This window comes from Selenomonas ruminantium subsp. lactilytica TAM6421, from assembly GCF_000284095.1.
Classification (GTDB): Bacteria; Bacillota; Negativicutes; order Selenomonadales; family Selenomonadaceae; genus Selenomonas_A; species Selenomonas_A lactilytica.
In genome coordinates, this window is sequence record NC_017068.1 from 2,371,817 (window position 1) to 2,387,679 (window position 15,863).

Genomic DNA, 15,863 nt, shown 5'->3' on the forward strand with positions numbered 1-15,863 from the left:
AGCAGGCTTATGCCTGTTCCTGACATTTGCGGATTACCTTTGCCACATGGATCATCAGGTAAAACTGTTCCTCGCCGCTGACGGCGTAATGGTATTTTTTCGCGAGATAAGCCACGATGCGATCCACACATTCGTGGGCCTGCTTGTACTTCTTCTGTACCATGGCTTCCATCTCTTCATCGATTTCATCGCCGTTCTGCTTTGCGCCGCTGAACATGCGCTGGGCGAAGAATTTCAGATGGGTTACGAATCTATAGTAAGCCAGGGATTCCTGGTCAAATTCAATCCCGCAGAACCGGCGCACGATATTGGTGATTTCCTCAATCAGGGTGAGGATCTTATCGGCCATGGGCTGTTTCATATCCAGCTGGCCATCGATGATGTGCATAGCGATAAAACCAGCTTCATCCTCGGGAATATCGATATCAAACTGGGCTTCGAGCATCAGCACGGCCTTTTCCGCAATAGAAAACTCCTTGGGATAGAAACGCCGCGTCTCCCAAAGCATCATATTGCGGATATTGATGCCCTCCCGCAGGCGATGGATGGCCATATGGATATGGTCGGTCAGGGAGATATACACGGTCTCATTGAGCCTGACGCCCAGTTCTTTTTCGGCCATCTCGATGATGGCTGTACTGGCATCGAGATAGTCAATACGCAGGCTGGAAAGCAGTTCCTTGAACTTCTCCAGCATATCATGGTCGCTGAGTTTATAGACCTTATCGATCTTCTCATCGGGCACATCCTCGCCGCATTTCTTGCCAAAGGCAATGCCCCGTCCCATAGCCACAACTTCCAGGCCGCTTTCGTCCTCGGTGACGATCACATTGTTATTCAGTATCTTTTTAATCTGCACCAGTTATTCCCCCATACATTCCCCTATGCCCATTTGAGCAAAATAAAAAGACAAAACACCCTGACAATGCGCAATCGTCAAGTTTGTCTTGTCTTCCTGAAATCTAACATACAAATCCCTCCAAAACACTTTCTAGCTGTCTTGAAGGTTTGGCCAACTCAATGTCACCATCCAAAATCAATATCGAATACTACCAAACTATATGCAATTCTAACACAATTCTGTTCCAATGTAAAGCACAGAATCCTGAAACAACGCCCCAATTTTTTTGGATGTCATCATCGCTCGTGCAGGATGTATTCCTCATCCTCATCGATAATCTGCAGCATCACATCCGCAAACTGGGGATCGAATTGGGTTCCCCGGCCTTTGGCGATTTCCCCACGCACCACATCCTGGGGCAAGACGCCGCGATAGCTGCGTTTGGAGGTCATGGCATCATAGGCATCCGCTACGGCAATCACCCGGGCATAGATGGGAATTCGGCTGCCGGCAAAGCCATCAGGATAGCCCTTGCCATCATAGCGCTCATGATGGGAGCGGGCACCTATAGCCAGTTCCGGGAACTCAGCTACGAGCTCCAGGATTTCCGAGCCAATCACCGTATGCTGCTTGATCTTGCTGTATTCTTCATCGGTCAACCTGGCCGTCTTGTTGATAATCGCTTCCGGGACGCCGATTTTCCCGATATCATGCAACAGTCCCATAAAGTAAATCTTGCGTTGCTCCTCCTCAAGCCAACCAAGTTTAAAAGCAATATGGCGGGCATAGCGGGCTACGCGCTGGGAATGACCGCGGGTATAAGCGTCCTTGGCATCGATGGTCTTGGCCAGAGCCATAACCGTCTCTTCGAACAGCCGTTCACTGGAAGCCAGTCTATCCTCGGCCAGTTTCGTCTGCCGATGGACTTCTTTTTTCAGATTGCGGTGGAGATACTCCATTTCGAGAACCTGTTCCACCTTTTTCACCACGATAATGGGCACAAAGGGCTTGCGGATGATATCGAAGCCGCCCGCCATAGCCACGGCAGCTTCCGCCTTCTGACTATGCTCATGAGTTGTAACGATAATGGGCAGATCCTTGAAGCGCGGCTCCAGATTCAGGCGCCGTAAAACTTCAAAGCCATCCATATCCGGCAGTTTCGAAGCCAGCAGCATCAAATCCACATGATGCTGAACTACATAAGTCAGTGCTTCCATGCCGGATTTGGCCTCCTGCAGCTGCACCCGGGGATCTAAAATCTGATGCAGCTTCTGACGGTCGCTTTCACTGCCGTCCACCACCAATACAGTGGTCTGCCTCATTTGGGAAATTTGCATACACACACTCGTTTCTTGCCTAATGTAAAATCCTAGAGATATTTTGCCTTATTTCCCTCAAAAAATCAAGAGGCTTGGAAAGGACATATGTCTTTTTCCAGCCTCTTTTAAAAATATTTAACGCAATATGCCAATCAACACATCGGAAACCACTTTTCCCCAATCGATATCATCGTCATCATGACGGTGTGGACGTCGTTCCTCACGCTGGGGCGGGTACGCATGGCGCTTGGCCCTGAGCATGGCCGCCTCGATATCGCTGTCACTATGGCCGCTGTCATCCCAAGCCTCTTTCAACTCTATATAGGCCCGTTCCCATTGTTCCCGATCAGAATAGATAAGCCCTTGATAATAATTGGCCCGCCAAATGGGATAGATCTTATTATTGTGGGGCGTAGCTTCGGCCCGGTCAAAATCTTCCAGGGCCTTTTCATCCATATTCCGTTCATAATAAGCCCTTCCTCGGAGATAATACGCATAAGACAAGGGGCTGTCCGTCACCTTCACATCGCTGATCACGCGGTTAATCTCCACAATGGCCTTCCATTGGTCTCCTTGCTGGATCATGGTCGCACAGCGATCGAAAACAGCCTGCAAGGAATACTGGTTTTCCAGTTCCGTACCAATTTCTTCCTTTTCCCGTCCATTGGCCTGCCTGTATTTTTCCAACAGCTCCTCATTCTGCTTCTTCAGGGCGTCCCGCTCCTGCTGCAGCTTTTCCAGCTTATTGCGGTTCTCCATCATGGCCTTCAAATCAATTTTATCCGTGTCCACCTCGCAGGTCAAGGTCACCGTGTACTTCCAGACGCCGGCAGAAAGTTCCGGCACGGCCTGTTCCCGGAGCACCTTCAACACAGCCCCGGAAATCACCCGCACGTCATCGGCGGTCAGTTCCATATTCTGGGTGCGGGAATAGCTTTCCACATATACGCCCGCCTTCTCCACCGCCACCCGCATGGCCTCCTGCCTGGCAGCATCCTTGGCAATCTTCGGTGAATCATTCTCGCCCATCACATAAGCACCGCTGGCGGTAATAGTCTGGGGCACGGCCAGGCACACGCCGGCCGAAAAACAAGAAATCATCAGCGTCAATATCAATACTATCTTTCGCATAACTTCAACACCTTCCCCTGTTATTTTCTATTACTTATATCGAATATTATAGCACTTATCTTAATAGGAATTGTTGACTTTGTCATTAAAATTTGATTAAAAATACAGCCGCCCAAAACAGGCGGCTGCATTCAGTCACAATCAATCATTATAAGTGGGAATCGGTTTTTTCTTTAGCTTATTGGTAAGCCAGCCAAAATGCATCTGCAGATAGCGGCCAACCTGTTCCCCGATGTATTTCTTGCCATAATAATCCGGATGAAGGCCATCGGTGGTGTAGCTGGTGCGCAGATTGCCGAGGCTGTCCGTGAGAGCCGTGGATACATCCACATGATAGGGCTGCTTCATGATCCAGTTGTTGATGTACTGCTGATGTACCTGCCAATCATAGGGCGGCTGGTCGATATGGGCCCGGTTCACCATATAGGAAGGATTGATGGGCGTAACCGTCAGAAACACCACGATGATGCCATAGGCATCGCATTTTTCCTTGATGGCCTGCAGATTCGCCACGGTCTGGGAACCGAAGGTAGCCAGGCGATAATCATTGACACCGCCCATGACCACCAGCACCCGCGGCGAGGCCGGAAGCACATCCCGCTCGAAACGTTCCAGCATAGCCTCGGTAGTGTTGCCGCTAAAGCCAAGATTTTTCACAGGTACCTGGCTGTAGGACTCCCAATCGTAGAGCAGATAGCCAGGCGATACGGACATAGCACCGCCGCCATGGGTGATGCTGTCCCCCAATGCGGCAATGGGCGGCTTTTCGCTCTCCACCGTGAAATAGCTTTTTTCCGACCAACCGCTAAGGGGACTGCCATCGCTGTTCAGCGAGCGCACGCGCCAATAGTATTTCCCCGGCTGGGTGTAGCCGCCATCCTCATAAACATCATATTCGCCCCCCTGCAAGGTACGGAGCAACTTATCCCCCTCATCGGTCACCTTATAGATCTGCACCTCATGCTGTTTGGCCCGCCCATAAGGTATCCAGGAAAAGACCGGATAAAGGGGCATATAGTCCATGCGTTCGAACTGTGTAGTCGGGCGCGGCGCCGTCACATTGAGCCTGCCGCCATCGGTAATGGGCCGGGGCTTGGTGAAGTGCCAGTTGCCCACCGGCCGGCCATTGTAATCCAAAGGGCATATCTTCCAATAAAAACCATTGGCCTCCGGGCCAAAGCCGCTCAGATCCACCGTCAGACCATTGGTGTAGACCTGCTCATAGGTCAGAGCGATATTTTCCGGCGTATCCTCAGCGGATTTCAGGATTACCACCTGATAGCGCACGGCACTGGGGATTTCCTTCCACATCAGCTGCACATTCTTCAACTTCGTCATAGGCTGACCTTCATTTTTCTGCACACTTGGCGTGCTTTGCTCCGGCTGTACCTTGGCGGCCTGCGGGACCGTTTTTTCCGTATGTACGGCAGTCTGCCCGAAATTGATCCGCACGCCATCGCTGGCACTTTCTGCTGCCTGCACGCCGCCCATATTCAGCGTAAAGCCCAGAGCCAGCGCAATGACGCCGGACAACAGGGCGCTTTTCCTTCTCTTCAACAAATATAAAACTCCATTCCTGAGGTTATTTTTAAGCAACGCCCCTATTATAACGCCATTGTTCAGATTTTGTCCATAGACAAAAATTTCAGGCTGCCAGTTGACGGCAGCCTGAAATTCAGCCTCACTTATGAACTTCCTGTCTGATCCCGGTGGTTTCCCGCACCACCAGGGTATTCTCCAGCACGATCCGCCGGTTCTTGCCGCCGCCGATCTGCTCCAAAAGCAGCTGCGCCGCGCTTTGCCCCAGCAGGAACATATTCTGGTCCATGGTGGTGATCTTCGGCTCCACTAAACTTGACAAGGAGATATTATCGTAACCAATGATCGAGATGTTCTGCGGTACAGAAAGCCCCAGCCGCTTGCAGGCGTTGAGCGCCCCCACGGCCATCAGGTCGTTGCAGCAGAATACGGCCGTCGGCTTCAGATAGGGCAGCTTGAGTGTCAGCGCCTTGAGTGTCAAATCCACCGTTTCCACGCTGTTGCCTTCGCCGATGTTCAACACAAAATCCTCCTGGAAACCGTCCCGCTCTTCCATAAAATGACGATATGTTTCCTCTTTTATGTCATAGGAGTCGGAATTGGCGCCCCGGACAAAAAGGATCTTCTGGTGACCAAGCCCTTCCAGATATTCCAGTGCCTGACGGGAGCCCAGGCTCTCATCATTGCCCACATAGGATACGCCCTTGATGGGATGATAACCATTGATGAACACGATGGGCACCCGCTCCACCAGTTCTTCATAGAATCGCTCGCTGATGTTCTTCGTATTGGGGCTGATGACGATGATACCCGACACATTGCGGGCCACCAACGCATTGATGCAGTTCATCTCCTGCACCGGATCATTCTGGGCACAGTTCAGCAGGAAGGAGAAATGCTCCTTGCGCACACTTTCCTCGATGCCATCGATAACCTCGGCAAAGAACATATTGTACAGCCCCGGCACCACCACACCGATGGTGGAAGACTTGCGGGTATTGAGCTCCCGGGCCTGCACATTGGGTACATAGTTAAGGCTGCTGATAGCGGCTTTAACCTTTTCCTTCGTTTCCGTTTTCACCGGATAGTTGCCATTCACCACCCGGGACACGGTGGCCACCGAAACCCCGGCAGCCTTGGCCACATCCACTATCGTAGCCTGTTTCTTTTCTTCCATAAAAACCTGCTTTCTCAGTCAGCCTGAGAAACAGCTTGCATAAACTTATCGAAGGCAGCCATGCCTGCGGTATCGCGCTTATAGACACCCGCATGGATCAGTACCGTCTTGAAGACTTCGCCAATCTCTGCCTGCAGAATGCCATCCACCTGCTCCGCCGTCACCGTCGGGTATTTTTCCCGCAGTTTCTTGTACCAAGCCGCATGGCAGGCAATTTCTTCCATCGCGGCAATATCCGCCGTGCCCTTGACTAGTTCCTGCCCCAAAAGATGCATTTCCTTCTTCAGGCGGGCAGGCAGTACCGCCAGCCCCATCACTTCAATCAGGCCGATATTCTCCTTCTTGATATGATGGACTTCCGCATGGGGATGGAATATCCCCAGAGGATGTTCCTCACTGCAGCGGTTGTTGCGCAGTACCAGATCCAGCTCATAATCATTGCCGCGACGGCGGGCAATGGGGGTGATGGTGTTATGGGGTTCGCCCTCGGTCTCCGCCAATATGCCCACACTCTCATCGCTGTAGCTCCGCCATTTGTTGAGGATTTTTTCTGCCAGGTCTGCCAGTTCTTCCCGATCCTCACCCGTCAGACGGATTGTGGACATGGGCCATTTCACCCGCCCCACCTTGACATGGGGGAAACCTGCCACGCTATAGGCTTTTTCCACCGGCGCTTTGGCCATGGCAAAGTCATAACGGCCACCCTGATAGTGATCATGGGAAAGGATGGAACCGCCCACAATGGGCAGATCCGCATTGGAACCTAAGAAATAATGCGGGAAGATGGTCACAAAATCCAGCAGGTTCTCAAAGCTCTTGCGGTTCACCTTCATGGGGATATGCTTGCGGTTCAGCACAATGCAGTGTTCATTGTAGTAAGTATAAGGGGAATACTGCATAAACCAGCGGTGCGACGCCAGCCGCAGGGGAATCAAACGGTGCGTCTGCCGCGCCGGATGGCCGGCATGACCGGCAAATCCTTCGTTTTCCCGGCAAAGCAGGCACTGGGGATAAGAACTGGACTTTATAAGCTTGGCCTTGGCAATATCCCGGGGATCTTTCTCTGGCTTGGAAAGATTGATGGTCACATCCAGATCGCCAAATTCCGTAGCCGTTTTCCAGACCAGGTTCTTATCGATGCGATCCTTGCGGATATAATTGGAAGCGATGCTCATCTTGTAGAAATTGTCCGTCGCCGCTTTGGGGGCACGGGCATAGTCGCTCTGGAACTTCCGCACCACTTCCGAGGGTCGGGGCATCACGCAGTTCATGATGCGGGTATCAAAGAGATCCCGTTCATTTGCCGTATCTTCGATAAGTCCTTCTGCCACCGCGTAGTCCAGCATCTTACTGAGAACCGGGGCAGCTGTTTCCAGGGTTTCATCTATTTCTTCCGGTACAAATTCGCTTACATGCAAAACATCGATAAGCAGATTTGCACTGTAGTAATAATCGTCTTCGCTGATAAGGCCGCGCTGCTTCGCGAAGTTGAGCAGGCGGTTGATTTCTGTGTTGATCATAGTAATTTACAGCCTCTGTTATCTCGTAGTTACTTCTCGTATCCGTCCGGATGTTTCTGATGCCAGTTCCAGGCCGTACCGATAACCTGCTTCACATCAGTATAGCGAGGATTCCAGCCCAAAATCTTGCGGGCCTTCTCGCTGGAGGCAATGAGCTGGGCCGGGTCACCGGCACGGCGAGCCCCCATCTCTACCTTGATATCCTTGCCCGTAGCTTCTTTGGCTGCTTCAATCATTTCTTTTACGGAGAAGCCCTGGCCATTACCCAGGTTGAAGATATTGCTCTCGCCACCCTTGCGCAGGTATTCCAGCGCCAGCACATGGGCGTCTGCCAAATCGATTACATGGATGTAATCCCGCAGGCAGGTGCCATCCGGCGTAGCATAGTCATCGCCAAAGATCGTGATATGATCCCGCTTGCCCAAAGGTACCTGCAGGATCAACGGAATCAGATGAGTTTCCGGATGATGGTCTTCACCGATGGAACCATCATCCAAAGCCCCGGCCGCATTGAAGTAGCGCAGGGATACATAGCGGATGCCATTGGCCCGGTTCACCCATTTCATCATCTTTTCCATGGTAAGCTTGCTTTCCCCATAAGTATTGGTTGGGCAAGTCTCATCGTCTTCCATGATGGGAATCTTCTTGGGTTCGCCGTAAACCGCTGCCGTGGAGGAAAAGACGATCTTGTCCACGTTATGGCGCACCATGGCTTCCAACAGTACCTGCATGCCATATACATTGTTGTTGAAATATTTCAGGGGCTTTTCCATGCTCTCCCCCACCAGGGAGTTAGCAGCAAAGTGAATCACCGCATCGATATCATTTTCCGTGAAGATCTTGTCGAGAACCGCGGCCTCCCGGATATCCCCTTCATAGAATTTTGCCTTGGGATTCAAGGCATCACGATGCCCCGTCTGGAGGTTATCCACGATAACCACATCTTCGCCTTTTTCTACCAACTGATGTACGGCATGGGAACCGATATAACCGGCGCCACCGCAAACAAGAATCGACATATGTATGCGCTCCTTTTCATAATATCAAACAGAAATCGCTTTCTATTGTAGCACGTTTTCTACTGAGTTACTATACGTTTTCTATTGTCATTTTCTATCGTCATTTTTTCCAAAGGAAAGACTTATTTGATCCGATGCGTGCCATCGGCGATATTGGCCACATAGAAACTCGGTGCATAACCGATCTTTTCCGTATAGGCCTTGCCTACCTTTTCCTTGAAGCTCTCAATGGCCTCATTCTTCACCAGGCTCACCGTGCAGCCGCCAAAGCCGGCCCCCGTCATGCGGGAACCGATGACGCCCTCCACCTGCCAGGCCAGTTCAGCCAGGGTGTCCAGCTCTTTGCCGGTCACATCGTAATCATCCCGCAGGGAATAATGGGATTCATTCATCAGCTTGCCGAATTTTTCTACGTCATTCTGCTCCAAAGCCTCAACAGCTTCCAGCGTACGGTTGTTCTCCAGCACGGCATGACGGGCACGCTGACGTTCCAGCGGTTCGGAGATGGCGCCTGCCAGCTGATTGAATTCTTCATTGGAAAGCTCGCCCAAAGCATTCAGTTCCGGTTTTACTTCCTTCAGTTCATTCAGGGCATGTTCACACTGAGCACGGCGCACATTGTAAGCACTGGAAGCCAGGCTATGGGGTTTGTTGGTGTTGGTGATCACAATGCTGGCACCTTCCAGCGCAATCTTGCTGTAACGGTATTCCAGCGTGTTGCAGTCCAGCAGGATGGCGCAATCCTTTTTACCCATGCCCACGGCGAACTGATCCATGATACCGCAGTTGACGCCCACAAAGGTATTTTCCGCTTTCTGGGAAAGCTTCACCATTTCCACCATATCCAGGCCGAAATCAAAGGCATCATTGAGAATCAGTGCCGTCAGCACTTCGATGGACGCCGAGGAAGAGAGGCCGGAGCCATTGGGCAGCGTGCCGTAGACCAGGATATCAAAACCATGGGACGCTTTATGACCGGCATCCTCAAAGACTTTGACTACGCCCATGGGATAGTTAGCCCAATCCTTAGCCTTATCATAGCTAAGTCCTGACATGTCAAATTCGATCACGCCCTTATCGGCCAGGTTCATGGAATAGATCCGCGTCTTGCTGTCCTGACGATCAGCCACCAAAGCATAAGTTCCCAGCGAAATCGCACAGGGGAATACATGACCGCCGTTATAATCCGTATGCTCACCGATCAGATTCACCCGCCCCGGGGAAAAATATGCTCTCGTCTCCTGTTCACCAAACTTAGCGGCAAACTCACTCTGCATCTTCGTTAAGATTTCCTGTTCCATACTGCTGCCTCCTGATAATATCTCACTGAATTGATTTTGTAAACGTTTTCCATATTCTGCAAAAAAAATGTTGGCCAACCAGTGGCTTATGCCCCTCGTTCTCGCCACACTTTCTCTTGTTGTCTCTTAGTTTACTCTTGTATTAGCTAATTGTCAACAGTTTTTTGTAAACGTTTTCTAAAAACATTTTTCCCATTGTCTTGCAACAGCTGTCAAGACAATGTATAATGCACATGAAGTTATTTATTGTCATGTCAGATGACATAATTTATAAGAAAGAGGTCTTATTATGATTCTGCAACGTCTGGAATCCCTGCCTGTGGGGAAATTCCACTATAAGCTATTATTGCTGACAGGTCTGGGCTGGCTCTTTGACTCCATGGACACCGGCCTGATTGCCTTCGTCCTGCCGGTACTGGCCAAGGAATGGGCCCTGACTCCTGCCCAGGTGGGCTGGATTGGTTCCATCGGCCTGATTGGCATGGCCTTGGGTGCGGTACTTGCCGGCACTCTGGCTGACCGCATTGGCCGTAAAAAAGTATTTTCTTTGACCGTGCTACTCTACAGCCTGTCCACAGGCATGTGCGCCCTGTCCTGGAGCTATGAATCCTTACTGTTCTTCCGCTTCCTCGTAGGCTTCGGCCTGGGCGGTGAGCTGCCCGTAGCTGCCACCCTCATGAGTGAATACGCTCCCGCCCATCTGCGGGGCCGTTTCATCGTGCTGCTGGAAAGCTTCTGGGGTGTAGGCTGGCTCGTGGCCGCCTGCATCTCCTACCTGCTGATTCCCGCCTTCGGCTGGCAGATTGCCTTCGTCATCGGTACCCTGCCCGCTCTCTACGTTTTCCTGATCCGCCTGCACATGCCGGAATCCATCCGCTACCTGCTGGCTAAAAAACGCATTGAAGATGCCAAGAATGTCATCCTGCAGTTGGAAGCAAAACTGGGCGTCAAAAGCGAAGCCTTCCCGGATAGAATTGACCTGTCAGATCTGACCAGTCAAAAACAGGAAGCCCAGCCAAAATTCACGGCTCTCTGGACCAAGCCCTTCCGCACCCGCACGGCTATGCTCTGGCTGGCCTGGTTCGGCATTGTCTTCAGCTACTATGGCATCTTCATGTGGCTGCCCTCCATTGTTTATTCCCAGGGCTTTGCCGTGGTCAAGACCTTCGAATACGTGCTGATCATGACCTTGGCCCAGTTGCCCGGCTACTACGCCGCCGCCTGGCTTGTTGACGTCATCGGCCGCAAATACACCCTGTCCCTGTTCCTGCTGCTGTCCGGCGTCTGCGCCTTCTTTTTCGGCAACGCCGCCACGGCCACGACACTGCTGGCTTGGGGTTCTGCCATGAGCTTCTTCAACCTGGGTGCCTGGGGCGTCATCTACACCTACACCCCGGAACAGTACCCCACCACCATCCGTGCTCTGGGCAGCGGCTGGGCCGCCGGCTTCGGCCGCATCGGCGGCATGCTGGCCCCCATGCTGGTAGGCGTGATGCTGGGCAATGCCTTCGGCATGAACACCATCTTCCTGATGTTCGCCTCGGTATTCGTAATTATTTCTGCCGTGGTAATCCTCCTGGGCAAAGAAAGCAAGCAGAAAACCCTTGAGGAACTGGAAGCAGTCATGGAAAGCTAACAAATTAACCATCCCTAATAACAAAAGAAGCCCACTGACTTGGTGTGCTCCCCGTCAAGTGGACAGGTAAAAAAATAAAAATATTCATTGCTGCTCGCAACTAATGCGAGCAGCTTTTTTCATGCAGCTCCAACCAGTTTTTCGTGGTACTCACTTGGGGTTCGTATGCCTAAATGACGCTGTGGTCTGTCATAAGTGTAATATCTTATATATTCCTCAATTGACTCAACCAACTCTTGCCGGGAAGTAAATCTGCGCCTGTAGTACATCTCGCGCTTCAAGATACCCCAGAAGCCTTCCATGGGGCCATTGTCTAGGCAATGTGCTACACGGGACATGCTTTGTGTCATACCGGCCTGTTCAATTTTGGCGCGGAACAACTTATTGGTGTACTGAAAGCCACGGTCACTATGAAACAAGGGATGTGCCCCTGGATTGGCTTCAAGAGCTTTGTCAAAGGTTTGGAATACCAACTGGTTATTGTTGCTGTCACCAATAACATAGGCAACAGGCCGGCGATCACAGAGGTCAAGGATGGCACTCAGATATACCTTTTTAACGGTTCCGTATTCAGGAAAGTACTTGAATTCGGTCACATCCGTAACCCATTTCTGGTTGTATTTATCTGCATGGAAATCCCTGTTGAGCACATTCTCTGCTGTATAGTATGGATCAACAGCAGGCCTGGTGCAACAGTTGTGACGTCCTTTTATTACGGAGCGCAGTCTCTTCTTGCGGCATATACGCAGGATACGCTTGTCATTAGCATGCAGGCCATGGTCATGCTCAATCTTATCTCGAATCCTTCGGTAGCCCATATCTGGATGCTCCTTATGGATTGATTCTGCCAGGGCAGCAAGCTTCTGGTTCGTTTCTTCGTTTTGTCCCAGCTTCCTGTGAAGCCATTTGTAATACGCAGCCCTGGTTACACGGCCCAACCTGCATAACGCCTTGACTGGATAATCCTTACAGATACTGCTGAGCTCCAGTATCGCCCGGTAGGCAGCCGTATTACGAGTTCTGTCTAGTATCACCGCCTTTCCAATTCCTCGAGTTTTTTTAGAAAATCTATCTCCATCTGCTTTTGTAGCAACTGAGCCTTCTGCATGCGGTTTTCATATCTGAGCCGTTCCAGCTCGTTCATCTCAGACTCAGGCTTCCTGCGGCCTCTGCCGTCCTTGAGGCCTTCGATTCCCTTTTGGTCATATTTCCTGACCCAGGTATAGACCTGCTGGTAAGAAACATCGAATTTCTCCGCCGTCAAAGCATAATCACGGCCATTTGCAATGCAATCCTCTACAATGGATACCCGTTCATCAAATGTAGTTTTTCTGCCTTTAGTCACGATGGTGCTCCCTCCTGTACCGGATGGTTTAAGTTCCTCGTGACTATTATACTTCATAATCCAGTCTTGTAGCTGTCTCCGCGAACGAAGTCCGTATTTTCGGCATATAGCATCTTGTGAATCCACGCCAGAAAGATAATCGTGGATAGCAGTTTCCTTAAATTCAACAGAATAGCGCTGATGATGTCGTTTGAAGAATACATCCGGGCCGCAAGCATCATAGTTACGAACCCATTGCCTGAAGGATCTGCTGTCAACGCCTGCATCCGCGGCTATGGAGGCATAACTGCCCTCTCCACGTTTATACTTTTCAATGAAGTGGATTTTCTCTTCGGGTGATAATCTCTTCTTGTACATAAAATGCTCCCTATCAAGCAGACAGTTTTATTATTTCTTCTGTCTACCTAATAGGGAGCATATCAACTCGAAAGTGGGCTTCTTTTTATGGGTAACAAAACTGTTACACTAAATCTATACTTCTGTATAAATATATACAGAAGTATAGATTTAATCGAACAGAATACCCTTTGTATCTTGCAAGAGGTGCAAACTCAGTGTTAAATGCTTTTAATCCCTAAAGCCTTACACCCAAACAGTAGCTCGAAAGGGCAAGCTGAGTGGTGCGGAAGCAGAAAAAACGTAAGGATGGCATAAGGTGAAACAAAAACATATCAGTGTCGGATGAAGAAAATAGTGACCTTCCGAAAACGTATGTCCTAAGTGCAGAAAGCAATGGGTGTTTAGCAGGGAAAGCCCTAAGTTCTCAAAAGAGAATAAGGGAGACCCCCAACGACTATCTCCTTGAGGGAGAGTAAAACCGCAAGTTTATGGCGGAAGAAAAATACTGCCCCTGCCCAGCAGGGTGAAGATATAGTCTGCGCTGACATGAAAGTGTCAGAGGTCTGCTGGTGACAGCAAGACTGCGCTGGAAGTTGCGTTCTAGCGCGAACAAGATAAATATATACAAATTTGACGGTTTTACACAAATACCTTATAATATAAGTGAAATATCTTATGTTAGGAGGTGGACGCTGTGGAACTGGTCAGCATAGGTAAATTTGCTAAGATGGTTGGTGTCACCACTACGACACTAAGGCGTATGCACCAAAGCGGAGATTTTATTCCGCACCATGTTACCAAGGGGGGCACACGCTATTACTCAATGGAACAGCTCAAGGAGTTTTCCAACGCTCCCGAAACAGAAAAGCTCGTAGTAGGTTACTGCCGAGTATCTACGCCAGCTCAAAAAGATGACCTTCAAACGCAAGTGGAGAACGTAAAGTCCTATATGTATGCCAAGGGTTATAAATTTGAGATAATCACGGACGTAGGCTCAGGCATTAACTATAAAAAGAAAGGGCTACGGCAACTCGTCAACAAAATCAACAACCACGAGGTATCAACAGTAGTTATCCTGTACAAGGACAGACTGATTCGCTTTGGCTATGAGTTGTTGGAGTATCTTTGTGAAATAAACGGTGTCAGTATCGAGATTATCGACAATACCGAGCAGAGCAAAGAGCAGGAACTGACGGATGACCTAATACAAATCATCACAGTTTTTGCTAACCGCCTTTACGGGCAACGCTCAAAGAAAACAAAGAGACTTATTGACGAGGTAAAGAAAAATGCAGAGAGCGGTAAAGATAAGGCTTCTGCCTACTAAAGAGCAAGAGTGTCTGTTCTGGAAAAGTGCCGGGACTGCCCGTTGGGCATACAATTACTTTCTCGAAGCGAACGAAGCGGCCTACAAGGCATGGCTTAAAAATGACAAGGTCGGCAAGCGTAGCGTCAGCGAGGGCGAAATAAGGAAACACATCAACAACGTCCTAAAGAAAACAACCCATACATGGCTTAAAGAGGTAGGAAGCAATGTAATGAAACAAGCTGTTAAGGACGCAAACCTGGCCTTGCAAAGATATTTCAAGGGCATATCTGGGAAACCTAAATTCAAGAGCCGTCATAGGAGCAAGATTAGTTTCTATGTGAACTACGAAAGCCTTGTGAGGAAGCCAAATGGCTTCCATGGTGAGAAGATAGGTTTTGTGAAGACAGCGGCTCCCCTGCCTAAGATACCAAAAGGCAAGAAATATGCCAATCCGCATATATCCTTTGATGGCAGGTATTGGTATCTGTCAGTTGGCTATGAAGTTCAGCAGGAAGAAACTGAGCTGACTGGCGGGAGTCTGGGCATAGACCTTGGTATTAAGTCGTTGGCGATTGTTTCTAACGAGGACGCTACAGAAACCCACTTCTACAAGAACATCAATAAGTCTGCGGAAGTAAGAAGGTTGGAAAAGAAGCTGAAGCGTGAGCAACGAAAGGCATCTCGCAAACTGGAATCAAATATCAAGAGCCACGACAAAAATCGCCATCCGATATGGATTCGCCCACTTCGAGAATGTAGGAACCTAGACAAGCAGAACAAGAAAATACAGCTTATTCACAAACGCCTTACAGACATTCGCAACAATCATCTTCATCAGACAACATCTGAGATAGTGAAAACCAAGCCGTCACAGATAGTCATGGAGAATTTGAATGTCAAGGGCATGATGAAGAATAAGCACCTGTCAGAAGCTATCGCAAAACAAAAATTCTATGAGTTTAAGCGGCAGATTCAGTACAAGGCTGAAATGTACGGCATAAAGGTCATAGAGGTAGACAGATTCTATGCAAGCTCCAAAACTTGCAGTCATTGCGGAAATGTCAAAAAGGACTTGAAGCTTTCAGACCGCATTTATGTCTGCCCTGTATGCGGAGCAAAGCTGGACAGGGATTTGAACGCTGCTATCAACTTAGCAAATTATAAGATGGCTTAGGAAATTTCACCTTCAAGAAAACCTAAGCATGTACCTATCGCTACTAGGGAATTTAAGCCTGTGGAGCGTTATATCAAACGAGAGTAGCTTGTTCTTCGGAGTGGCAAAATCGGACGCAATGAATCAGGAAGGTGTCTTGTGAAGGGCACCACAGCGTAAATATGTGTAACTCTGTGCAGATTTATACATATTTATCGTAGCGGAAAATCTACA

At 49.6% G+C, this 15,863-nt stretch carries 13 protein-coding genes; 3 read left to right on the plus strand and 10 right to left on the minus strand.

From position 1 onward, the window contains the following. Nucleotides 1–7 precede the first annotated feature (7 nt). From licT to SELR_RS11555, 8 genes are all read right to left on the minus strand, one after another. Nucleotides 8–859: a BglG family transcription antiterminator LicT gene (gene licT / locus SELR_RS11520; RefSeq protein ID WP_014425404.1), complete on the minus strand. Its 852-nt coding sequence runs from the start codon at nucleotides 857–859 to the stop codon at nucleotides 8–10. Nucleotides 860–1,137: 278 nt separating this feature from the next. Further along, nucleotides 1,138–2,178, minus strand: a complete 1,041-nt coding sequence (locus tag SELR_RS11525; protein WP_050992772.1) for an HD-GYP domain-containing protein — start codon at nucleotides 2,176–2,178, stop codon at nucleotides 1,138–1,140. Between the two features lie 117 nt (nucleotides 2,179–2,295). Then, a complete protein-coding gene (locus SELR_RS11530; RefSeq protein WP_014425406.1) occupies nucleotides 2,296–3,291 on the minus strand; it encodes a tetratricopeptide repeat protein in 996 nt (331 codons plus the stop codon). 141 nt (nucleotides 3,292–3,432) lie between these two features. Then, nucleotides 3,433–4,848, minus strand: a complete 1,416-nt coding sequence (locus SELR_RS11535; RefSeq protein ID WP_231848084.1) for an SGNH/GDSL hydrolase family protein — start codon at nucleotides 4,846–4,848, stop codon at nucleotides 3,433–3,435. Between the two features lie 124 nt (nucleotides 4,849–4,972). Further along, on the minus strand, nucleotides 4,973–6,007 hold the full coding sequence (locus SELR_RS11540; RefSeq protein WP_014425408.1) for a LacI family DNA-binding transcriptional regulator: 1,035 nt from the start codon (nucleotides 6,005–6,007) through the stop codon (nucleotides 4,973–4,975). Between the two features lie 14 nt (nucleotides 6,008–6,021). Further along, nucleotides 6,022–7,527, minus strand: coding sequence for a UDP-glucose--hexose-1-phosphate uridylyltransferase (gene galT, locus SELR_RS11545; RefSeq protein ID WP_014425409.1), 1,506 nt, complete (start codon nucleotides 7,525–7,527; stop codon nucleotides 6,022–6,024). 29 nt (nucleotides 7,528–7,556) lie between these two features. Continuing rightward, nucleotides 7,557–8,546, minus strand: a complete 990-nt coding sequence (galE, locus tag SELR_RS11550; protein WP_014425410.1) for a UDP-glucose 4-epimerase GalE — start codon at nucleotides 8,544–8,546, stop codon at nucleotides 7,557–7,559. A gap of 122 nt (nucleotides 8,547–8,668) precedes the next feature. Continuing rightward, a complete protein-coding gene (locus SELR_RS11555) occupies nucleotides 8,669–9,847 on the minus strand; it encodes a galactokinase (protein WP_014425411.1) in 1,179 nt (392 codons plus the stop codon). A gap of 289 nt (nucleotides 9,848–10,136) precedes the next feature. Between SELR_RS11555 and SELR_RS11560 the strand changes: the two genes are divergently transcribed. Further along, nucleotides 10,137–11,483: an MFS transporter gene (locus SELR_RS11560; protein ID WP_014425412.1), complete on the plus strand. Its 1,347-nt coding sequence runs from the start codon at nucleotides 10,137–10,139 to the stop codon at nucleotides 11,481–11,483. A gap of 119 nt (nucleotides 11,484–11,602) precedes the next feature. Here SELR_RS11560 and SELR_RS11565 read toward each other — a convergent pair whose 3' ends face one another. Further along, nucleotides 11,603–12,517: an IS3 family transposase gene (locus SELR_RS11565; protein ID WP_014423437.1), complete on the minus strand. Its 915-nt coding sequence runs from the start codon at nucleotides 12,515–12,517 to the stop codon at nucleotides 11,603–11,605. Next, entirely contained in the window at nucleotides 12,514–13,185 is a 672-nt protein-coding gene (locus tag SELR_RS11570) for a helix-turn-helix domain-containing protein (protein ID WP_014423436.1), read from the minus strand. The genes SELR_RS11565 and SELR_RS11570 overlap by 4 nt, the downstream gene beginning before the upstream one ends. Nucleotides 13,186–13,861: 676 nt before the next feature. Here SELR_RS11570 and SELR_RS11575 point away from each other — a divergent pair. After that, nucleotides 13,862–14,494 carry an IS607 family transposase gene (locus tag SELR_RS11575; RefSeq protein WP_014425413.1) on the plus strand — a complete coding sequence of 211 codons (633 nt, stop codon included), beginning with the start codon at nucleotides 13,862–13,864 and terminating at the stop codon, nucleotides 14,492–14,494. Next, a complete protein-coding gene (locus SELR_RS11580; protein ID WP_014425414.1) occupies nucleotides 14,457–15,650 on the plus strand; it encodes an RNA-guided endonuclease InsQ/TnpB family protein in 1,194 nt (397 codons plus the stop codon). The genes SELR_RS11575 and SELR_RS11580 overlap by 38 nt, the downstream gene beginning before the upstream one ends. Nucleotides 15,651–15,863: the final 213 nt, after the last annotated feature.